Origin of the sequence: Alteromonas sp. C1M14 (genome assembly GCF_018860965.1) — a bacterium.
In the GTDB taxonomy this organism is placed as follows: domain Bacteria; phylum Pseudomonadota; class Gammaproteobacteria; order Enterobacterales; family Alteromonadaceae; genus Alteromonas.
Map to the genome: position 1 here is coordinate 81306 of NZ_JAHKQF010000008.1, position 21685 is coordinate 102990.

Annotated in this window: 19 protein-coding genes; 14 read left to right on the top strand and 5 right to left on the bottom strand. The window is 47.4% G+C overall.

Annotated features, from left to right (window positions below; all coding sequences use genetic code 11):
• Nucleotides 1-3 precede the first annotated feature (3 nt).
• Entirely contained in the window at nt 4-1197 is a 1194-nt protein-coding gene (locus tag KO501_RS05020) for a methyltransferase (RefSeq protein ID WP_216028553.1), read from the bottom strand.
• Between the two features lie 25 nt (nt 1198-1222).
• Here KO501_RS05020 and KO501_RS05025 point away from each other — a divergent pair, with 25 nt between their 5' ends.
• Nucleotides 1223-1873, top strand: coding sequence for an alpha-ketoglutarate-dependent dioxygenase AlkB (locus KO501_RS05025; protein WP_216028554.1), 651 nt, complete (start codon nt 1223-1225; stop codon nt 1871-1873).
• Nucleotides 1861-2172 carry a BolA/IbaG family iron-sulfur metabolism protein gene (locus KO501_RS05030; RefSeq protein ID WP_216028555.1) on the top strand — a complete coding sequence of 104 codons (312 nt, stop codon included), beginning with the start codon at nt 1861-1863 and terminating at the stop codon, nt 2170-2172. Before KO501_RS05025 ends, KO501_RS05030 begins: the two co-directional genes overlap by 13 nt.
• Nucleotides 2173-2302: 130 nt before the next feature.
• On the opposite strand, the gene KO501_RS05035 is transcribed toward KO501_RS05030, so the two are convergent.
• Nucleotides 2303-2707: a hypothetical protein gene (locus KO501_RS05035; RefSeq protein WP_216028556.1), complete on the bottom strand. Its 405-nt coding sequence runs from the start codon at nt 2705-2707 to the stop codon at nt 2303-2305.
• A 155-nt stretch (nt 2708-2862) separates the two neighbouring features.
• On the opposite strand from KO501_RS05035, the gene KO501_RS05040 reads away from it, so the two are divergent.
• Together KO501_RS05040 and KO501_RS05045 are read left to right on the top strand one after the other, a co-directional pair.
• Entirely contained in the window at nt 2863-3552 is a 690-nt protein-coding gene (locus tag KO501_RS05040) for a response regulator transcription factor (protein WP_216028557.1), read from the top strand.
• Nucleotides 3533-4933, top strand: coding sequence for an ATP-binding protein (locus tag KO501_RS05045; protein ID WP_216028558.1), 1401 nt, complete (start codon nt 3533-3535; stop codon nt 4931-4933). The genes KO501_RS05040 and KO501_RS05045 overlap by 20 nt, the downstream gene beginning before the upstream one ends.
• Before the next feature lie 6 nt (nt 4934-4939).
• Here KO501_RS05045 and KO501_RS05050 read toward each other — a convergent pair whose 3' ends face one another.
• The gene (locus KO501_RS05050) at nt 4940-5872 is read right to left on the bottom strand and encodes an AEC family transporter (RefSeq protein WP_216028559.1); all 933 of its coding nucleotides are present in this window, start codon (nt 5870-5872) and stop codon (nt 4940-4942) included.
• 163 nt (nt 5873-6035) lie between these two features.
• Here KO501_RS05050 and KO501_RS05055 point away from each other — a divergent pair, with 163 nt between their 5' ends.
• Nucleotides 6036-6683, top strand: coding sequence for a phosphatase PAP2 family protein (locus KO501_RS05055; RefSeq protein ID WP_216028560.1), 648 nt, complete (start codon nt 6036-6038; stop codon nt 6681-6683).
• Here the strand turns inward: KO501_RS05055 and KO501_RS05060 are convergent.
• Nucleotides 6680-7981, bottom strand: coding sequence for a nitrate regulatory protein (locus KO501_RS05060; protein WP_216028561.1), 1302 nt, complete (start codon nt 7979-7981; stop codon nt 6680-6682). The two genes, KO501_RS05055 and KO501_RS05060, sit on opposite strands and share 4 nt — an antisense overlap.
• A gap of 572 nt (nt 7982-8553) precedes the next feature.
• On the opposite strand from KO501_RS05060, the gene KO501_RS05065 reads away from it, so the two are divergent.
• From KO501_RS05065 to cynS, 3 genes are all read left to right on the top strand, one after another.
• Nucleotides 8554-9417 (top strand): formate/nitrite transporter family protein, encoded by an 864-nt coding sequence (locus KO501_RS05065; RefSeq protein ID WP_216028562.1) that lies wholly within the window; start codon nt 8554-8556, stop codon nt 9415-9417.
• A 76-nt stretch (nt 9418-9493) separates the two neighbouring features.
• The gene (locus KO501_RS05070) at nt 9494-11200 is read left to right on the top strand and encodes a bifunctional protein-serine/threonine kinase/phosphatase (protein ID WP_216028563.1); all 1707 of its coding nucleotides are present in this window, start codon (nt 9494-9496) and stop codon (nt 11198-11200) included.
• 22 nt (nt 11201-11222) lie between these two features.
• The gene (cynS, locus tag KO501_RS05075; RefSeq protein WP_216028564.1) at nt 11223-11672 is read left to right on the top strand and encodes a cyanase; all 450 of its coding nucleotides are present in this window, start codon (nt 11223-11225) and stop codon (nt 11670-11672) included.
• Between the two features lie 76 nt (nt 11673-11748).
• On the opposite strand, the gene KO501_RS05080 is transcribed toward cynS, so the two are convergent.
• Nucleotides 11749-12018, bottom strand: a complete 270-nt coding sequence (locus tag KO501_RS05080; RefSeq protein WP_216028565.1) for a hypothetical protein — start codon at nt 12016-12018, stop codon at nt 11749-11751.
• Nucleotides 12019-12210: 192 nt separating this feature from the next.
• On the opposite strand from KO501_RS05080, the gene KO501_RS05085 reads away from it, so the two are divergent.
• The 6 genes from KO501_RS05085 to KO501_RS05110 all read left to right on the top strand — a co-directional run bounded on the left by KO501_RS05085 (nt 12211) and on the right by KO501_RS05110 (nt 21633).
• Nucleotides 12211-13776, top strand: a complete 1566-nt coding sequence (locus tag KO501_RS05085) for a SulP family inorganic anion transporter (protein WP_216028566.1) — start codon at nt 12211-12213, stop codon at nt 13774-13776.
• Nucleotides 13777-14056: 280 nt separating this feature from the next.
• Nucleotides 14057-16600: a nitrite reductase large subunit NirB gene (nirB, locus tag KO501_RS05090; protein WP_216028567.1), complete on the top strand. Its 2544-nt coding sequence runs from the start codon at nt 14057-14059 to the stop codon at nt 16598-16600.
• A gap of 10 nt (nt 16601-16610) precedes the next feature.
• Nucleotides 16611-16964: a nitrite reductase small subunit NirD gene (nirD, locus tag KO501_RS05095; RefSeq protein ID WP_216028568.1), complete on the top strand. Its 354-nt coding sequence runs from the start codon at nt 16611-16613 to the stop codon at nt 16962-16964.
• 26 nt (nt 16965-16990) lie between these two features.
• The gene (locus KO501_RS05100) at nt 16991-19768 is read left to right on the top strand and encodes a nitrate reductase (RefSeq protein WP_216028569.1); all 2778 of its coding nucleotides are present in this window, start codon (nt 16991-16993) and stop codon (nt 19766-19768) included.
• Nucleotides 19761-20648 (top strand): uroporphyrinogen-III C-methyltransferase, encoded by an 888-nt coding sequence (gene cobA, locus KO501_RS05105; protein ID WP_216028570.1) that lies wholly within the window; start codon nt 19761-19763, stop codon nt 20646-20648. The genes KO501_RS05100 and cobA overlap by 8 nt, the downstream gene beginning before the upstream one ends.
• On the top strand, nt 20632-21633 hold the full coding sequence (locus KO501_RS05110) for a glycosyl transferase family protein (protein ID WP_216028571.1): 1002 nt from the start codon (nt 20632-20634) through the stop codon (nt 21631-21633). Before cobA ends, KO501_RS05110 begins: the two co-directional genes overlap by 17 nt.
• Nucleotides 21634-21685 lie beyond the last annotated feature (52 nt).

Here is a 21685-nt window from a genome sequence, read left to right on the forward strand (position 1 = left end):
CCCTTAGCGTTTTGCGCAGCACAGAATGACAAATTTTTGATGGCTTGCCAGTTGGGTCACACCACCAAAAATACGTTTTAATTTCACATGGTAATCGAGATGACGATTACCTACCACCACCAATTGCCCTCCACGCGCTAGTACGTGGCGAGCATCGGTGAACATTTGCCAAGCAATATGATCGGTGATGGCATTTTGTTGATGAAAGGGCGGGTTGCAAAACACTTTACTGAAATTATCTTGGCCTTGTTGTTTTAAGCCATCTAAACAGTTTGATGGCACAAATTCACATTGATCTAAGGCATCAGGAAAGTTAGTCGCCACATTGTCTCTAGCCGATGCCAGTGCCATGAAAGATTCATCCACAAATGTCACTTTTGCCTGTGGGGCAAGGGCTAATGCGTTTAAACCTAACACACCGTTGCCACAGCCTAAATCGATGATCCGCTCGTTGTTGGTCACCGTCATATGTGTCAGTAAAAAGCGCGCCCCCACATCCAGCGATTGCCTAGAAAATACATTGGCATGATTGGTGATGGTTAATGTCTGCCCGTTTTGTGCCGCTGTCGTCCAGCTTGTTGGGTAGGGCGAGTGTTGGTCCTTGCTTTTGATGGCTGGATCAACGGTGGCAAATATTAAACGGGATTTTTTCTTCGCTAAAGATGTGGTGGTAGTACCTAGATAACGCTCGAATAAAGCGAGTACAGAGCGGGTAATGGTCTTTACCTTTGCGCCTGCGATGACCCTTGTATCGGCGGTGATCACCTTTTGTAAGGCGATAAGTTGATGTTCTAATAGGGCAAGGGTCCGAGGGATCTTGATGATAACTGTATCGGGTGAGGATGGCAGCGGGTCTAAGCAATCGATGGCGTTAATGGGAGCCCTTACTTGCGCTTTTTCTGATAATTCACAGGGAATGTCATTGCCTGTGAGGTTATCGGCCAACGAGCGATGGGCAATCCAAGAATCGGATACCCAGCACGGGTGCTGAGAAGCAAAATAACAACCTAAGGCACCAAAATCGTCATTGAATATAATGCTTTTACCCAAAGATCCATCCAAAACAGTATGAATATGATCAATGATTAATTCGTCTGCGCTGTCCCAGGCTTGTAAACTGACATGCTGATGTTTGGCAGGGTGGCGGATTAACGTGAATGGTTTGCCGTGGCAAACGAAACGTGTATTGTCACTCATGATGATTATTTCTGGCTCTAGGTAAATGCAATTTTCTTTATTTGATGATGACAATGAACATGCCCCCGTGCCCCGTAGGCTCGATTTGCCCGGCGCGGATGTGGTGTATATTGGTAACTGGCTAGATGGCAATACCGCCAGTGACTACTTTCGTCATTTTGCATCATCGTTATGTTGGCAACAGGATACCATTAAACTATTCGGTAAGCCGGTTAAAATTCCCCGGCTACAGGCGTGGTATGGCGACGCCACCACGGAATATACTTACTCGGGGTTGACCATGACGCCCCATGCCTGGACCCGGGCGTTAACGACTTTACGTATGAAATGCCAGCAAACAGCCAATGCATCATTTAACAGTGTGTTGGCAAATTGGTATCGACACGGGCAAGACAGCATGGGCATGCATGCTGACGACGAGCCTGAACTAGGTGCACAGCCAATTATTGCCTCGCTAACGCTGGGCCAAGCACGGCCATTTATATTTAAACACAAAAAGACAAAACTCACCCACCGACTGCTTTTAGAGCATGGCTCCTTACTGCTAATGCAAGGGGACACCCAACGTGAATATCTACATGGTATCAACAAGACGACTAAAGCCGTAGGTGGTAGAATTAACCTCACTTTTCGCTATGTGTATCCTGCGATACCGGAGTTTCTATGCAAGACGTAAAAGCATTTATTGAACAACAGCTCAGCGATGAGCTTGCCCCTGTCTATTTATCGGTACTGGACGAGAGCCATATGCACAATGTACCGGATGGCGCGCAAAGTCATTTTAACGTTACCATTGTCTCCGATGCCTTTAATGAAGTGCGACGGGTGGCTCGCCATCAACGAGTAAACGGGCTTGTGGCCGCAGCATTGCAAGGTCCTGTTCATGCGCTAGCTTTACACACCTTCACCCCAGAGGAGTGGAAGCAAAAAGGGGGAAGCGTCAACCCATCACCAAATTGTTTGGGCGGCAATTAACAGACAGTCACAAGGTAATATTGTCAGGGTGGTGTGGGGATAAGGCCGGCAAAATTAAGATAAAAAAAACCGCACGGGAACGTGCGGTTAAAAGGTTGGGATGGTAACTCAATTAGCGAGGAGCAGACATCTATTCATTGTCTCCGTCTGCACGGTCTCCGCGGTCTCCACGGTCTCCACGGTCACCTCGGTCTCCATGGTGACCTCGGTCTCCCCGATCTCCGTGTTTATCACCTTTATGGCCGCCACGATGAGGTTTCGTCATCTCTTCTAGCATGGCCACTTTCTGCTCGTCTGTGAATACAGACCAGAATTCATCTTTAAGGGCTTTTTGTTTTTCCCGTATCTCTGCCAATTTGGCTTTTTGTGCATCGGATAAGCTGATGTCATCCATTACTCTGTGTAATTGGGGAGGCATCATTGGTGGTTTTTTCGCGCTTTTACCACTGTCTGCTAGGGCAACACCGCTTGCACCTGCACCGATAAAAAGTAGCGCACATGTCGCCAGGCTAAGTTGTTTCATTGAACGTTTCATAAAGTTCTCCTGTTATTGGGTGAAGCCTCTGTGAGAGGACGATTTAAATATTACCCCTTTGAACGCAAAGTAACGTTAAGAAGTGCAAATAAGGTGTGAACCTATGAAAAGTCAGGCATTATTTTCCTTGAGTCACGCTATTGGAGTCACGTTTTATGTCTATCTTATTAATTGAAGACGATCAGTCGTTAGCCGAACTGCTCACTGAATTTCTCTCGTTATCGGGCTATGAGGTTGTACATTGTGCTGATGGTGAGGTGGGGTTAGCTACCGCGCTGAACACCTCGGGCATAGAACTGGTTCTGCTAGATGTCATGTTGCCTAAATTAAATGGCTTGGATGTGCTTAAAATATTGCGTCAGCAAAGCGAGTTACCGGTATTGATGCTTACCGCTCGGGGCGATGACGTGGATAAGGTGTTGGGGCTGGAATTAGGGGCCGACGATTATCTGGCCAAGCCGTTTAACGATCGGGAATTGTTAGCGCGGATCCGTGCTATTACTCGCCGTACCCGAGAAACATCTGACACTGAACGTCAGAGCAAATCGCCACTTAAGTTTGGCGATCTTATCATTGATAGTGCCAAAATGACGGTGACCTGTCGGCAGCAGAACTTAGAGTTAACGGGCAGCGAATACGCACTTCTTAAGCACCTGTGTAGTACGCCGGGCGAACTTGTTAGTAAAGCGGAGTTATCTGAACAATGTTTCGGCCGCAGATTGCAGGCTTTCGACCGTAGTATCGACACTCACATCAGTAATTTGCGTAAAAAATTACAGGCGGCACAGTCAACGTGCGAGGTAAAAAGCCAGCGGGGTAGAGGGTATGGCATTGTTGAAGGATAAGCTTGGCACCATGGGGAGCTTTAACCTCAAAGTCTTGGGCTGGTTTTGGCTTACATTACTGGTTTGTTTGTTATCTATTGCTATTCCCGCCAGTATTATTAGTAAATTAGACGAAAATACGTTAGAAAGCCGAGAAGCGACGTTAGTGACTAAGGCGGCCTTGCAGGTGGATCAGTATCTGCAAAGTCGAACTGGACGTGTGCCCCGTCGTTTAAACGGTTTTAAGTTCAAAATTCCTTACCAGCTGATGATCGTGGATACCGATTTAAATGTGGTGGCATCTAGCATTCCTATTCGCAACAATCTACGAGAACAGCTTGGTGGCAATGCCTTTTGGCAATTTATTCATCAAACACAACCCCGACAAATCAACGTGGCTTGGACACGCATGATAGGGCCGGTGGCATTATCCACTAATCCCGATTGGCGCCTTATTTTATGGCGGCCCGAGCGTCCTCAATTTAGCGATATCTTCCGTAATTTTCCGTTGTGGAGCATGGTGGTGATATTTCTGGTTGTCACCACTGTAATGAGTTGGCTGCTGGTGCGCTACATCGCTCGTCCGTTAAACCGCCTAGGGAAAGCCTTCAGTGAGGTAGGTCATGGCCGACTTGCACACCGAGTAAAAGAAGACGAAATCAATAAAACGGACGGGCAGTTTGTGAAACTGTTTCGGCAATTCAATGAAATGGCGTCAAAAATAGAAGCCCTTATAAAAAATCAAAAGCGGCAAAGTGCGGATATTTCCCATGAACTACGCACGCCGTTAACCCGCTTACAAATGACTTTAGCCTTGTTACGAAATAAAAATCATGATCATGATTTAACCAGTTTGTTGGAAAGAGCAGAAAAAGAAAGTGAAACACTGAATTTACATATTCAACGCCTATCAGAGCTTACTACGCTAGAAGCACGGGCTATTCAAGAAGGTAAGCAAGTACTTACTGTTTCTTCTTTGCTTTATGAATTGTGTGAAGATGCCGCCTTTGAGGCCAAAGAGCTGGGCATGAGTTGGCATCATCAGATTGGCGAAGGTAAGCTGCAAGTATTTGAAGAGCCGTTTCTTATGGCTATCGAAAATGTGGTAAGAAATGCGTTTAAATATGCTCGCAGTGCGGTGACATTACAAACGGTTTTAGATGATAAATATATCAGTATTGTGGTTTCTGATGACGGCCCAGGAGTGGCACCGAACGAGCTGGATAAGCTGACTGGCGCATTTTATCGAACAGACGATGCTCGCCATAGCGAAACCGGTGGTCTTGGTCTAGGACTGGCTATTGCTGCCGAATCGGTGCGGCTTAACGATGGCGAATTGCTCTTCTCCCATGCAAAAGAAGGGGGATTACAGGTGAGCTTTCGCTTTCCCTTATACCGTTAAGATTATTTACACCAAGCCTAATGCCATAAGGCTAGTAAATGCGATGGCGGTAATGGGTAAAGAAGCCAAGGTCGTCACCGCTATAATGCTGGCCGCTAATCGGTGATCGCCGCCAATATTTCTTACCATCACATAACTGGCCGCAGCGGTGGGCGAAATAGCAAGTAACAGAATGATGCCCAAATGCATACCCCGAAACCCTAATAGGTAGGCTACTGACACCAAAAACAGCGGGTATAGTATGCACTTACTTACCGTGCTTAATGCAATGTTATACCAGTCTGATGAAAACGAACGAAACTGCAACGAAGCACCGGTGCAAATCAGTGCCAACGGCAACGTGAGTTGGGCGAAATACTCGCCAGTTCTAATTGCCACTTCCGGTAAGGTCCACTGAAAATAAGAAAACGGTAAGGCAATAACAATGGCAATAATCAGTGGGTTTTTGGCAATGCCGTTTAATTGTTGTGTTAGCGAACGCTTACCGTGCTGATAGATATTTAAAACATAAACGGACATAACGTTAAATAAAATCGTTACTGCCCCCATGTACACGGAGGCGGCGGCTAACCCCTCCTGACCATAAGTGTTTGCACAATAGGCGAGGCCAATGATACCCATATTGGCGCGAAAGCCCCCTTGTACTACCACACCTCTGGCAGAGTGGGGGGTAACGGTATAGCGGGCAGCCACAAGGAGTAATAAGCAACTGATTACCGACCCGACAAGACCAATCATGATCATTCTTATGTTAGCGGCGTGGCTGAAATCTGACTGACTAATAGACAAAAATAACAGGGCGGGGAGCGCCACGTTGAAGACGAGCTTTGAGCCTGTGGCAACAAACGCATCATCTATCCAGCGGATACGAAAAAAGAACCACCCCATAAGCAGTAAAATAAGCACAGGAACAAGAGTACTGGAAATAAATGACAGCATGAAATTGGATCACGGCGACTGATTAGCTCCAAGTGTACCAAAAATAACAAGGAATTAGCGAACTTGATTGGGATTAACTCGCAGACAAAACAGGCATTACATTGGGATCCAAATGAGTTCTTAATACGAATAAACACAAACTGACTTTTAAGCTGGGTTTACCGTGACAGAATATGTTTCAGCCAAACGCACCTTGTTTTTAGCCGCCATGGGCGTCAGCCTGTTTATTTTGATCGCAGTGTTAGTGAATGCGGGGGCCACTACTGCATTTGACAACGGCTTGTTACGTTTATTTCGAAACGGCAGCGAACCTGTGGGGCCTGAGTGGCTAACGGTTCATTTTCGCGATATCACCACCTTAGGAAGTAACTGGTGGATTATTTTTATCGGTATCGTCAGTTGCCTTATTTTGCGTAATGATCAACACACTGCAATGGCCGGTTTTTTACTGTTAACCATTGGTAGCGGTATGCTGATGAGTTTTGCTCTCAAGGTTGGCTTTCATCGGCCCCGCCCGGATCTCGTTGCCCATGGTACGAAGGTGTACACCAGCAGCTTTCCATCGGGTCATGCCATGGTCTCGGCGCTAGCTTATTCGTCATTTGTTTACGTTATTGATCGCGTCTCTCGAAATGGAAGAATAAGCCGTATTGTGATCGGCGCGGCCGCATTGATAGTGCTATTTGTCGGAATTAGTCGGGTATTTTTAGGGGTGCATTGGCCTACCGATATACTGGCAGGTTGGGTGGCTGGCTTAACCTGGTTTTTATTATGTTGTGGCATACTCAAAATAGGTAGGCAAGAGAATTAACTCGAGCTCACTTTTGCTGCGGCCTTTACTACTTTGGCGGCGACATCCGCAAGACGACAATTTTGATCCATGGCTGATTTTTGTAGCCGGCGGTAAGCCTTTTCTTCTGTGAGTTGCCACTGTTGCATCAACAGTAACTTGGCACGATCGATATTTTTTTGATCGATTATCGCTCGTCTGGCTTCGTCAAGTTCCGCAGACATGGTTTTTATATGCTCAGATTGGTCACACAAAAGGTCGTAAAAGGAGCGGTGGGCAGACAGGTTTTCTGCCTCTGCAATATGATTAGCCGTTACACTTTCAGAGCCTCTTAACCCCGGTATTTGAGGGTCAAAGAGCATCGTTAACGGACTGCCGCTTTGGGTACTTTGCTGTTCTAATGATTTCAGCCGTTGGCGATGGTTTTTTAACTCAGCGTCAGCTTCCGTTACCCGTTTAGTTGCCATATCGACAAGGGCTGCGGTGAGTGTTTCTTCGATATCTTTCATTGCATCAATGCGTTTGGTGGTTACATCGTACCAAACTTCACTGATCTGCCCATCAATGGGGCTGCCATCGGCGAGTTGTTGGATCATACTTCGTAATCGTAATACGTCTTGATGCATCTCACTGGCAAGTACTTGTTCCCATTGGGCATTGATGGTTGGACAAGCAAAGGCGGTAAAAATATCAAAGCTATGGTCTTGATCCTGTTGTAAGCTTTTTAGTCGCTTGCACATGGAACTATCAAAATGGGTTTCGGCAAAACCAATGGCACCCCATGCCCTTTCTTGTCCGGCGTATTCCTTACCTTGCAGAAAATTAAATAACGCCACTAATATGCGGGTGATAGCTGGATCGCTGGCCACATCTGCCGCTTCAAAAATCACCGTCAGTAGGCCGCCGATAAGTCTGCAAAATGCTTGGGTAGAAGAAAGCGCGGTTAATGATCTGTCTTCAATTTGTTGTCGCAGCATAGGCAGGTTATCTAGCCCTTGCAGTGCCATGGTAATACTGGCGAGTAATCGCATGTTGGCGGCGTTCTCATCCCCGCCTAGATACAAGGATTTTAACTGACTACGCAGCTGACCTTCGGCCAAGCGACTTTGATCGACCTGCTGCATACGGTGCTGGCTAAAACGCAGACCTTTAGAAGCCAGAAAGATATTGCTGGCGCCCCGTTCTCGTTGTAATTGGTGAATCATTTCAGCCACAGTGGTCACTAGGCGACAGTTCGACGCCAGCTGATTTAGCGCCTGAATTTCTGCATGTTTTGCCGCAAGGAGAAAGCGTTTGGTAGCTTCGCTGTAAGTAGCCATAGTCGTCCATTGCCTAGGTTATGGTGTAATCCTGTACTTAATTTACGACGTCGTTAACGGTAGTGCCCATGGCGAAGATGAAAGCCAATTGCTGATTTTAGGCCGCCATCAAATCACAAACCATGCCGACGTCTGTTGGTAAACGTAAAAGCAAGTGTTGTTCCACAACTCAAGCACAGTAAAAATACAGATAGCACCCACTACACGCTCACTTAATGAGGGCTTTGCTTAGCCTTTAGGGCATAAACTGCCTTATTTTGAATGCAATTGGTGCAAGTGCGCACTATAAAAGGGCAGGCTGTGTATAGTTTGTTCGTTTTTTTCTTGAGCGGTGTTTGGTATGTTTTTGAAATTTAATGTTTTTAATTTTCTGGCCTTTTCCTTGCTGTAGGAAGTTAGATTGCGTTATCGCTAACAACCTAATGTTAATTTGGATAAAGACGTCCAAAACCACATCGACAGATGTTTGGTTTGGGCGTTTTTTTGTGCCCGCATTTTGGTGTATCGATGAGTTATGCAACACAAGTTATGCAAGTTATTCCAACAAAACATTCAACGTAAAGGTATACACAATGGCTTACTTACTACCCAATGAATTTGTGACCAAAATGGTGGATGCGGGTGAATCCAAAATTTATATGTCTACTCGCGATACCCTTATTAGAGGTTATATGGCAGGCGCGATACTGGCCCTAGCCGCAGTTTTTGCGATTACTATTGCTGTGCAAACAGGGGTGTTTTTCCTTGGTGCAGCCATGTTCCCTGTGGGCTTTTGTATGCTCTACCTGATGGGCTTTGATTTACTTACCGGGGTGTTTGTCTTGTGCCCCTTGGCGTGGCTAGCAAAGCGTCCTGGTGTGACTTGGCCGCAAATATTACGTAACTGGGGGCTGGTATTTTGCGGCAACTTCGCCGGAGCGCTAACGGTTGCGTTGATGATGTCTTTTATCTTTACCTATGGCTATAACACCGACGGTGGTGCCATCGCCACGAAAGTTGCCGGTATTGGTGAGGCGCGAACGCTAGGCTATGCCCAGTACGGTACGGAAGGTTGGTTCACCATTTTTGTCCGTGGCATGTTGTGTAACTGGATGGTATCTATGGGGGTGGTTGGTGCCATGATCTCTACCCACGTGAGCGGAAAGATCCTTTCTATGTGGATGCCTATTATGTTGTTCTTCTTCATGGGGTTTGAGCACTCGGTGGTCAATATGTTCTTGTTTCCCTTTGGCTTGATCATGGGCGGTGAGTTTTCTGTCATGGATTATCTGGTATGGAATGAAATTCCAACGGCGTTAGGTAATTTGGTGGGTGGCTTGGCCTTTACCGGCTTAACTCTATACAGCACCCATTATCGTACTGCACCAAAGCGTAAACTCGCGGCGCAGTCAGCGCCAGTAAGAGCCGAAGCTGAAACAAAACCGGCAGCGGTTTAAGCGTTCAAACTACGATAAAAGCCGCAACAAAGCGGCTTTTATCGATAACAAAAATAATGAGTGAGACTGACTATTTATGTTGAAACTCGCTTTGAGCCAATACTCCAGTGCCGGCGAAAAAACGCAAAATCAGGACAGTTACGGTGCTAGGTTGCCAGACTCAGATCTGCTTGCCTATAAGGGAGCATCTGTGGTTCTTGCCGATGGCATAAGTAGCAGCCAAGTCAGTCACATTGCCAGCCAAGTGGCGGTGAAACAATTTTTAGATGATTATTACTGCACCTCCGATACCTTATCGGTTCCCCGTGCCGCGAATCAGGTCATTCAAGCCATCAACCGCTGGCTCTACGGCCAAACCAAACAAAGCCCTTACGCTGGTGAGCAGGATAAAGGCTACGTATGTACCTTTAGTGCTCTCGTTTTTAAGCATCAGCGTGTTTACTGGTTCCATGTGGGCGATGCTCGTATTTATCGTGTGCGTCACGGACAACTTGAGTTGCTCACCCGTGACCATCGTCAGTATGCCGGCGGACAGCAACATTATTTAGCGAATGCGTTAGGCATTGCCAACACGGTAGGTGTCGATAGCGATAGTTGCGCCTTATCCGTTGATGATTGTTTTGTGTTACTTACCGATGGCGTGTATGAACATGTTGATGACCAGACAATTTGTGGGTTAGTGGCCCAGCGAACGGGTAACGGTAGTGATACAGCCAAAAACCTCGTTGAAACCGCTTTTCGAAATGGCAGTGATGATAATTTAACGGCCCAAGTGGTGTGGGTAGAAAGCGTTTCTACCGACGATGGCGTTATTGCCGCGGACGAGTTACCCATTCCTGCAGTAATGGAAGCCGGTGATGAAATTGACGATTATCGGATCCTGCGTACGTTATACAACAGTGCCAGAAGTCACGTTTATTTGGCCCAACATAAAGGGTCGCAACAACAGGTGGTATTGAAGGCTCCGTCTGTCGAAATGGCTCATCACAGTCGACATTTAGAAAAGTGCTGTTTAGAAGAGTGGATCATGCGCCGCATCCACAGTGAATATGTGGCTAAAGCGCCCGCTCCCATGGGCGCGCGTAGTGCATTTTATACGTTGAGTGAATTTGTGCCGGGTATCACGTTAACCCAATGGATAATGGATAACCCGAACCGTGATATGGAAGACAACCGGCGAGTGATTGAGCAGGTGGCTCGAGGATTAATGGCGCTGCATCGTCGCGATGTACTGCATCAAGATGTACGACCTGAAAATATCATGATAAATGCTGATGGCAACGCCATTTTGATTGATATGGGGGCTGCATCAGTGGGCACAATGAATGAAATGGGAGGCCACGATGACGGCGTACCTGGCACGGCGATGTATGCCGCACCAGAGTATTTTTTGGGGCAAGCAGGCAGCGAGGCGTCGGATTTATTTTCCCTCGCGGTACTGAGCTACTATTTACTCAGTGATCGCTATCCCTACGGTACGGATGTGGCCAAATGTACCAGTGTGGCAGCGCAACATAAATTGTCTTACCGCAGCGTGCTTGACCCAAATCGGAGTATTCCGTTTTGGCTGGATGCGACACTAAAAAAAGCCTTACACCCTAACCCCTTAAAACGCTATTCCACATTGTCTGAGTTTATTTACGACCTCAGGCACCCTAATCCTGCTTACGTTTCCCGAAACCGTCCACCCTTGTTGGAGCGTAATCCGGTGGCTTTTTGGCAAGTCACGAGCGGTGTGCTTTTATGCATTACCCTATGGTTACTTGCTGAACGCTTTTTATAACTTGAACTTAAGGAGAACCACGATGATCACTGACAGACAACAAGTGACAGAGATGATAGTAAGCGCAAAGGTAAGAAAGCACATTAAATGGGCCGATGCTGCCGCCGCCATTGGTGAATCGAAGGAATGGAGTACCGCTGCGTGTCTAGGGCAGATGGCGCTTACAAAAAACCAAGCAGAAGCGGTGGGAAAGCTATTTGATTTGTCTGATGAAGCCATCGCTTGGCTGCAAATCGCCCCGTATAAAGGCTCATTGCCTACGGCCGTACCCACGGATCCTTTGATCTATCGATGGTACGAACTAGTGAATGTGTACGGCACCACATTAAAGGAATTGATCCATGAAGAATTCGGTGATGGCATCATGAGTGCCATCGATTTTTCTATGGATTTAAGCCGCGAACCCGATCCGAAAGGTGACAGAGTAAAAGTGGTGATGTCAGGGAAGTTCCTCCCCTACAAAACGTATTAATCCCCAAAGAGGAAATCGATGGCTTGTGGTTAAGCTTAACGATTTCCTGTCTGTTTTTTATTTTTTCGTGAATCAATCAGCGCCGGACAACATGAAGAAACCAACCTACAAAAACCGATATGAGTATCCCAAAGAAGCCGAGTAAGGGCTGAATAGTCCACACCCAGTCACGGACTTTTTCAGCATTTGCGTCTGTGCCTAAGGGTAAATATAACAGTCCTAAGGTTGTGGCAGCGACAATCAATACTGAAGATAAAAGGGTTGCACGCCAGAAGGGGCGGGGCATTAGCCAGTTGATTGCAAATGCAATGATAAGGGCCACAGCAGCCAGTAAATACGCGGTCAAAACAGCTCCGATTTGCTATTTGGAAAGGGCTACAGTGTGCATAGCTATGAAACCAATTGCAACCAAACTTTAGCGCCTTTAAGGGCAGACGCCACACCGTTTTTTTTACATTCTATTAAAGGACTTTATCAACGTATGATGGTAGAATCGCCGCCCGTTTTTTAACCAACCCATTAACTACATTGGATTTCCATGTTTGATCTGATTACTAACAAAGACAGCAACGTAAAAAATGATGTGCTGTCGGGTATTACTGTTGCCCTTGCCTTGGTGCCCGAAGCCGTGGCTTTTGCTTTTGTTGCCGGTGTAGAACCTATGATAGGCCTCTATGCTGCGTTTATGATGGGGCTAATTACTTCTGCCATTGGCGGTCGTCCCGGTATGATTTCTGGTGCCACTGGCGCGATGGCTGTGGTTATGGTGGCCCTTGTTGCAGAACACGGTGTGCAATACTTGTTTGCTGCTGTACTGCTAGCCGGATTGCTACAAATACTTTGTGGTATTTTCCGGCTTGGAAAGTTCATTAGGTTAGTGCCGTATCCGGTAATGTTAGGGTTCGTCAATGGCCTTGCTATCGTGATTTTTCTGGCCCAACTTGGCCAATTTAAAGTGTTTAATGCCGCAGGTGAAATGACATGGATGCAGGGTTCAATGCTTTACATTATGTTAGGGCTGGTGGCGTTAACGATGGGGATTATCTTTTTATTGCCTAAGTTAACTAAAGCAGTTCCGGCCTCTCTTGTGGCCATTGTCACCATTACCTTGCTGGTGCATGGGTTAGATCTTGAGGCCCGCACGGTTATCGATTTTGTGCGCGACTTGCTTCCTGCCGATCAAAAAGACACTGCCACATTGGCCGGTGAATTGCCTGGCTTTGCCATCCCTATGGTGCCGATGACCTGGGAAACGGTCATGATTATTTTACCCACCTCTGTGATCTTATGTTTAGTGGGATTAATCGAATCCTTGCTGACCTTGTCGCTAATTGATGAAATGACCGACACCCGTGGACAAGGTAATAAAGAATGTATTGGCCAAGGTGTGGCTAACACCGTGAATGGTTTCTTCGGTGGTATGGGTGGTTGCGCCATGATTGGCCAGTCCATGATCAATATTAACTCCGGAGGACGTGGTCGTCTTTCTGGGATCACCGCTGCTTTGGTTCTGCTGTGTTTTATCTTATTTGCAGCTCCATTAATTGAAATGATCCCCCTTGCGGCACTGGTAGGTGTCATGTTTGTGGTGGTTATTGGAACCTTTGAATGGGCGTCGTTCCGTATTATTCGGGGCGTTAACAAAGAAGATGCCTTTGTCTTGTTTTTGGTCACAGCGGTTACCGTGATTTCCGATTTAGCCATTGCTGTGGTGGTTGGGGTTATCGTATCGGCGTTGGTGTTTGCTTGGAAAGCAGCAAGGTATATCGAAGCGAAAACCCATATTGATGATGATGGGTGGAAAGTTTACACGCTGCGTGGACCGGTATTCTTTGGTTCTATTCAGCATTTTAAAGATATGTTTGATGTAGCTAACGATCCTCACGATGTGGTCATTGACTTCAACAACAGCCGTATATGGGATTCATCGGGCATTGACGCGCTAGATACTCTGGCCGATAAATACGAACAGCAAGGTAAGAAATTGCATATTCGTCATATTAGTGCCGAATGTCGTGTACTGCTTAAAAAAGCCGACAAATTTGTAGAAATAAATGTCAGTGAAGACCCCCGTTATCGGGTAGCGACAGATAAACTGGCTTAGGTTAGCGATGCACTTGTATAAAGCATTATGCATTATATGAGTGCATTTAGGGGAGGTATTGACCTCTGCTAGGCTAGCTAAGTCATTGTATTATAGTTGGTAAGAATGTTGGCATTAATGTTGATTGTCTAATTGTATCGTTATAAGTAAGCGGGGCGAAAAAACCGCTTAACGGTAACAACATTATTTATTTTGTACGTTTACGTGCAATAGGCAACGAAGCCCACAACCAGTGAAAACTGGATGTGGGTTTTTTTTTGGCTCAAAAAAGGGTTCAACAATGACAGCATCAACAACACATCCAAAAATCCTGGTCGTCGGAAACGGGATGGTTGGTCATCATTTTGTCGAGCAGCTGGTTAGTAGCCAGTATGCATGCAACATCACTGTATTAAGCGGTGAAAAACGATTGGCATATGACCGTGTTCATCTTTCTTCTTGGTTCAGCGGCTCTAATGCCAGCGATTTGGCCATGACAGACGAACAAACCTATCAACAGTGGGGCGTTAATTTTGAACTTGATGCCCAGGTTATCGATATCGACAGGGTACACAAAACTGTCTCCACGGCCACAAAAACCTTTTCTTATGATGTGTTGGTGCTGGCGACGGGATCCTATCCTTTTGTTCCTCCTATTCCGGGTAACGATCAACCCCATTGCTTGGTGTATCGCACCATTGAAGATTTAGAAGCCATCGAAGCTTCTGCAACCGAAAGTAAAGTGGGTGTAGTGGTTGGCGGCGGCTTATTAGGTTTAGAAGCAGCGAATGCGCTCAAGCAGGCTGGTTTGGAAACCCATGTGGTTGAGTTTGCTCCCCAGTTGATGGCCGTGCAGCTTGATGGTCAAGGTGGCGATTTGCTGCGCCAAAAAATTGAAGACTTAGGGGTAACCGTACATACTCAGAAGGCGACGCAAGTGATTGAAGCCGGTAATGATTGCCGTTATCGAATGGTGTTTGCCGATGAAAGCTTTCTGGAAACCGACATGATACTTTTTTCTGCCGGTATTCGTCCTTCTGACTTTCTCGGTAAGAAAGCCGAACTGGCAGTGGGGGAACGGGGTGGTATTGTGATTAACGACCAATGCCAAACCAGCGACCCGAACATCTATGCCATTGGGGAATGTGCCCTGTGGGAAAACCGGATTTTTGGTCTTGTGGCACCGGGTTACACCATGGCCCGCACCGTCGCTGCCCAAATAGCCGGTGGCGAGGGGGCCTTTACCGGGGCAGATATGAGCACCAAGCTTAAATTAATGGGGGTGGAAGTGGGCTCCATCGGTGATGCCCACGGCAAAACCCCAGGTGCCCTGAGTTATACCTATCATAATCAGCCCGATGGCGTGTATAAAAAACTGGTGGTGGATGCAACACAAAAGCATGTGCTTGGCGCAGTACTGGTGGGCGATACCGGCGACTATGACACCCTATTACAATACAGCTTAAACGGCATTGAATTACCTCAGAAGCCAGAGTCGTTGATCTTACCGTCAGCCGGCGAACAGCCGGCCTTAGGGGCGGATGCGCTACCGGATTCTGCCACCATCTGTTCGTGTCACAACGTAGCAAAATGCGATATTACCCAAGCCATCGACAGCGGCTGTTGCAGCTTAGGTGACGTGAAATCGGCCACCAAGGCCAGCACGGGGTGTGGTGGTTGTACCGCCTTGCTTAAAAATGTGGTGGACAGTGAATTGGAAAAACGGGGCGTAGAAGTCTCCAAGGCCATTTGTGAACACTTCGACTATACCCGCCAAGAGCTTTTTCACATTGTCAAAGTCGAAGGGATCCGTAGTTTTGATGATTTACTGGCTAAACACGGTACTGGGCTAGGGTGCGATATCTGTAAACCGGCAGTGGGGTCAATATTGGCTTCGGTGTGGAATGATTACATTCTTAGCCAAAACAATCTGCCCTTGCAGGACACCAATGATACCTACTTAGGCAATATGCAAAAAGACGGGACCTACTCTATTGTGCCCCGTATTCCCGGCGGCGAAATTACTCCCGAAGGACTTATTCTGATTGGTGAAGTGGCCAAAAAATACGGCTTGTATACCAAAATCACCGGCGGCCAACGTATCGACCTGTTTGGTGCACGAGTAGACCAATTGCCTGATATTTGGCAGACCCTCATTGATGGTGGATTTGAAACTGGCCATGCCTATGCCAAAGGATTAAGAACCGTAAAATCTTGTGTGGGCAGTACATGGTGTCGCTATGGCGTACAAGACTCGGTGGGCGAAGCCATAAACATCGAAAATCGATACAAGGGGTTACGTGGGCCCCATAAAATTAAATTTGCTGTTTCTGGCTGTACCCGAGAGTGTGCCGAAGCCCAAAGCAAAGATATTGGCATCATTGCCACAGAAAACGGATGGAATTTATATGTCTGTGGAAATGGAGGGATGAAGCCTCGTCATGCCGACTTATTTGCCACCGATCTGGATACCCAAACCCTGATCAAATACATCGACCGTGTGTTGATGTTTTATGTGAAAACCGCCGATCGTTTACAGCGTACTTCGGTATGGATGGAAAACCTAGAAGGCGGTTTAGATTACCTCAAAGCCGTGGTGATTAAAGATTCATTAGGGATGGCCGAGGAATTGGAAGGGCAAATGCAGCTTATTGTTGATGCTTATCAGTGTGAATGGAAAACCACACTCGCATCAGAAGAATCCCGTAAACGTTTCAGACAGTTTGTGAACAGCAAACAAACCGACAGCAACATTCAGTTTGTGGATGAACGTGGGCAGATACGTCCGGCCACGGAAGCTGAAAAAATAGCGGGCGAAGCGCGCATTCCCGTTGAAGTGATTTAAGGAGAAGACCATGCAGGCAAATGCAGAAATTACCCCTCTTTGGCACGACATTTGTGCCGAATCTGAACTGATCAGTAATAGCGGCATTTGTGCGCTGATTGACGATCAACAAATCGCCATTTTTACTTTGGATCTAGCTGAAGGGCGTACCCTGTACGCGGTGTCCAACTGGGATCCGGTGGGAAAGGCCAACGTCATTTATCGCGGTATCATTGGTTCGGTGGGCAGTGAACCGGTGGTGGCTTCCCCCTTATACAAGGAACACTACTCGTTAATCAGTGGCCGATGTATGGAAAATGACGGGGTGAGTTTGATGGTGTATGACGCTCAGATCGTTGACGGTCGTGTGCAAATCGCTATTTAGATAAGATTACATAAAAGGTACCAGGTATGCACCACGCGCGCCCCACAGTGATTTCGGTTAAGTCTTCCTCTCAGCCTAATGTCAGGACACCGACGCTGGCACAAACGACTTGTCCGTACTGTGGGGTCGGGTGTGGGGTAGATGTGACCTTGCAACATGCTCACAACGGCGGCTGTAGGGCCACAGCCGTAACCGGTACACCAGAACACCCGGCGAATTTTGGCCGTTTGTGTGTCAAAGGGGCAAACCTGTTAGAAACCAACGATCTTACCCATCGTTTACTGACCCCACGTGTGAATAATAAGCCTGCTTCTTGGGATGAGGCCACCTCAGCCATTGCGGATAAAATGGCCGCGGTTATACAGCAGTATGGGCCCGACGCCGTGGCGTTTTATGTTTCTGGGCAGCTACTCACAGAAGATTACTATGTGGCCAACAAGTTAATGAAAGGCTATATAGGCAGTGCCAATATAGATACTAATTCCCGCCTTTGTATGTCATCGGCGGTGGCGTCTTACAAACGGGCATTTGGCGAAGACATAGTGCCTTGTGATTACGCCGATTTAGAAGCTACCGATTTACTGATATTTGTTGGCAGCAACGCAGCCTGGACCCATCCGGTGCTGTTTCAGCGTATTGAGCGGGCTAAACGTGGTAACCCCAACATGAAGATCATGCTTGTGGATCCCCGTTCAACCGATACCGCGACACTGGTCGATTGTCATCTTGCGATAAAACCCGGTACCGATGCCGTCCTATTTAACGGTTTATTGCGTTATCTCGCCCTGCATCATTATTTAGATGAGGGGTTTATTGGTGAATCGACTCTGGGGCTTGATGAGGCACTATCGAGTGCATCGGCATATACCCCACAGCAGGTAGCTGATGAATGTGATGTGCCTTTAGCCGATGTATTGGCGTTTTACGACGCCTATGGAAACAGTCCCACCGCCATTACCTTTTATTCTATGGGCATTAACCAGTCGACCACCGGCACCGACAAAGGCAATGCCATTATTAATTGTCATTTGGCGTCGGGAAAAATTGGCAAGCTGGGTTGCGGGCCATTTTCTATTACCGGACAACCCAATGCCATGGGCGGACGGGAAGTGGGTGGCCTTGCCAATATGCTGGCTGCCCATATGGATATTGATAACCCGGTTCACACCGAACGAGTGCAGCGTTTTTGGCAATCCCCCACCATCGCCAGCAAGCCAGGCTTAAAAGCGGTGGATCTGTTTAAACGAATGCAGGAAGGCAAGATTAAATTTGTTTGGATCATGGCCACCAACCCTGTGGTGAGTATGCCCAATAGGCAAGAGGTTGAATCGGCCTTACGTCAATGTGAGCTGGTGGTGGTGTCAGATATTGTCGATAACAACGACACCCTTAATTTTGCCCATATTGCCCTGCCTGCCACCGGATGGTCAGAGAAAAACGGCACAGTAACCAATTCAGAGCGTCGCATCTCCCGGCAACGGGGTATTTTGCCCGCCCCGGGTGAAGCGAAACACGACTGGCAAGCCCTCTGTGAGGTAGCCAAGAAACTGGGCTTTGAGGAAGGGTTTACCTACACTCACCCGGCTCAAATTTTCCAAGAACATGCGGCACTTACCGCCTTTGAAAATGAAGGCGAGCGGGCCTTGAATCTGGCGGGTTTAACGGCGCTTTCACTACGAGAATACGACAATTTACGGTCCGTTCAATGGCCGGTGTTAACCGCCAAACCAACAACGACCCAACCCCGTCTGTTTGCCGATGGTCGTTTTTATACGAATACTGGACGGGCGCGGTTTATCCCCATTACCCCCAAAGAGCCAGCGCAGCAAACCTCAAGTGCCTATCCCTTTTTACTTAATTCCGGCCGTAGCCGGGATCAATGGCACACCATGACGCGAACAGGTAAAGCGCCCACCTTGTTAAAGCATGCGGCTTTTGCCGCGTTATCTATGCACCCACAAGATTGTGCCGAATTAGGGCTTAGCGATAACAGTCTGGTGGCCGTTGAAAGTGCAGTGAGTGGTAAAAAGCCCATGATCCTGCCCATCGTTATGGATGATAAATTACGCCAGCAGACCTGTTTTGCCCCTATTCATTGGTCGGCGGTGTGGGGCTCTCATTTGACCTTGGGTGCCATGTTTGATGGTGCTTGTGATAGGGTTTCAGGTCAACCAGAATTAAAGCAGGGGGCTGTATCTGTGCGCCCTGTTACCTATGCCTATGAGGGGCAGATGGTATGCGCCGTTCCTGCATTACAGTCCAAGTTATGTGCGGCATTCGACTATTGGGCAAAAACCACATTAACGCAAGGGGAAGGGGTACGTATTGCCACGGATAGTGCCTTGGTCGATATTGAGAAAGCCCTGATTAGTCAATTCCCCGAACAATGGGTTATCACCGGCGTTAAAAGCGCGCAAAACCTGGTACTGATTGCCCAAAGCAACAACCGATTACAATTTGCTCTGTGGTTAAATTCTCTCTATGCACCGCTCCCTTTTGATTGGTTAGAGGATTGCTTAGGCCAAAGTGAATTAGCGGATGATGCCTTAGCCGCCATGCTTCGCAGCACCGCCGATGACACCTTTTTACAAGGCAAAGTGGTCTGTAGCTGTTTTTCTGTGCGAGAAAAAACCATTGAAACGGCCATAAACGAGGGCTGTGATTCTGTCGAGGCCTTAGGCGAAACCCTTAAATGTGGTACCAATTGTGGCTCTTGTAAGCCCGAGCTGAAAACCCTTCTTGATAAAACCCGTTCAACGATACCGGTTAAAGCGGTAACCAAAGAGGTAATACTTCATGATTAATTCAACAGCGATTAAATTTCCGTTTCTTATTTTCCGCAAACGACTTAATCGAAAGGCGGCGCAAACGCCTACTGGTAACCTCTTACATGCAGATAATACTGCGGGTAAACCCGGTCAGGTATTCATTGTTGGCGCAGGTCCGGGGGATGCTGAGTTACTCACCATTAAAGCGTGGAAATGTTTACAGCAAGCGGATGTGGTGTTATTCGACTGGTTGGTGGATAAATCAGTATTGGCTGAAATTCCTCGCCATGTAAAAACCGAATTCGTTGGTAAGCGTTCTGGGCAACATTCCATGGTGCAACAAGATATTTGCACACGCATGGTGGCGTTAGCCTCATCGGGCTTAAAGGTGGTACGTCTCAAAGGGGGCGATCCTGCGGTATTTGCCCGCACCACCGAGGAAACGGCAGCCTTACAACAAGCTAATATTCCTTTTGCTATTGTCCCTGGGATCACCGCCGCATCGGGGGCTTCTGCCTATACCGGGATCCCGTTGACAGAACGCAACTGTGCCCAGTCTGTCACCCTTGCCACTGCACACTTTAAAGATCCGGAAAAAATGCCTGATTGGCACAGTCTGGCTAAAGCGACAAAGACGCAGACGGTGGTGATCTATATGGGGCTATCTCGCCTTAAAGAGATAGCGGAAAACTTGTCATCAAGGGGCGTAGCTGAAGATTTTCCGGTCGCGGTGGTAGAGAACGCCTGTTGTTCGAATCAACAGGTGATTGCCGGTAACCTAGCGGACATTGCTGATAAAGTACAAGGGGCTAAGTTGACAGGTCCTGCTTTGTTGATCTTTGGAGAGGTGGTAAAGTCTCGCCAACAGGTCTCATTGCAGTTACTTCAACAGGTCACCCATGTCACAGGTTTTTAGTCAATACATCAAAATTATCGGGAAGGGACAAAAAGGCAGCCGTAGCCTTACCCAAGAAGAAGCGTATACCGCAATGAAAATGCTGCTAGCCGGCGAAGTCACCGGTGATCAACGTGGCGCTTTTCTCATGTTATTACGTACCCGGGAAGAAACCCCCGAAGAAGTTATCGGTTTTGTTCAGGCCTGCCGAGAACTGTTACCTGATGCCCTAGCCAGCATAAATCCTATGCTCGATATTGGCTGCTATGCCGGTAAGCGCCGCCAATTACCCTGGTATCTTTTATCTGTGGCGTGTCTTGCCCAACAAGGTATCTCTGTTTTTATGCATGGTGCCCACGAACCGGGTTCCGGTCGGCTTTATGCTTCTCATGTGTTGCCGGCACTCGGCTTACCGGCGGCGCAAAGTATTGCCCAAGGGGAAAGCCAATTAGCCAAGTATAACGTCAGTTATTTAGATTTAGGGGTGGTACTGCCGCCGTTAAATACGTTAATCAAACTTCGCGAAGTATTTGCGTTGCGCTCTTGTGCCAACACCTTAGCAAGACTGCTCAATCCGTCGCTAGCCCCCTACAATGTTCAAGGGGTTTATCACATGCACCTTGATCACAAGCATCAGCGAGTCAATGAAGCTTTTAACCATTTTGATGCCTTGTGTTTTCGTGGCGATGGTGGTGATCCTGAAGTGAACAGTGAACGGCCAACAGAGTTATTTTTTACCCGAAAAGGACACACCGAGGTGGTGACCTTGCCAGAAATGGCCCAAGCTTGGGCAGTGAAGGATAAAGCCATGGATGTTAATCATATGCTGGCTTTTTGGCGGGGTGAAGAAGAACATAAGTACGGTGCTCAGGCTGTCAAAGCAACATTGGTCAGTTACTTAATGCTGGTGAAAGGGTTGGATTTAGCCGAAGCCTTAAGCTTGGCACAAGAGTTTTGGGATAACCGCCACCGACAAGTATTGCCTTTTCACCCTATTGGCGCTTAAAGGCTGCATCATCAGTGAGCAACGTCAGACGTGATTTTGCACTACCTTGATA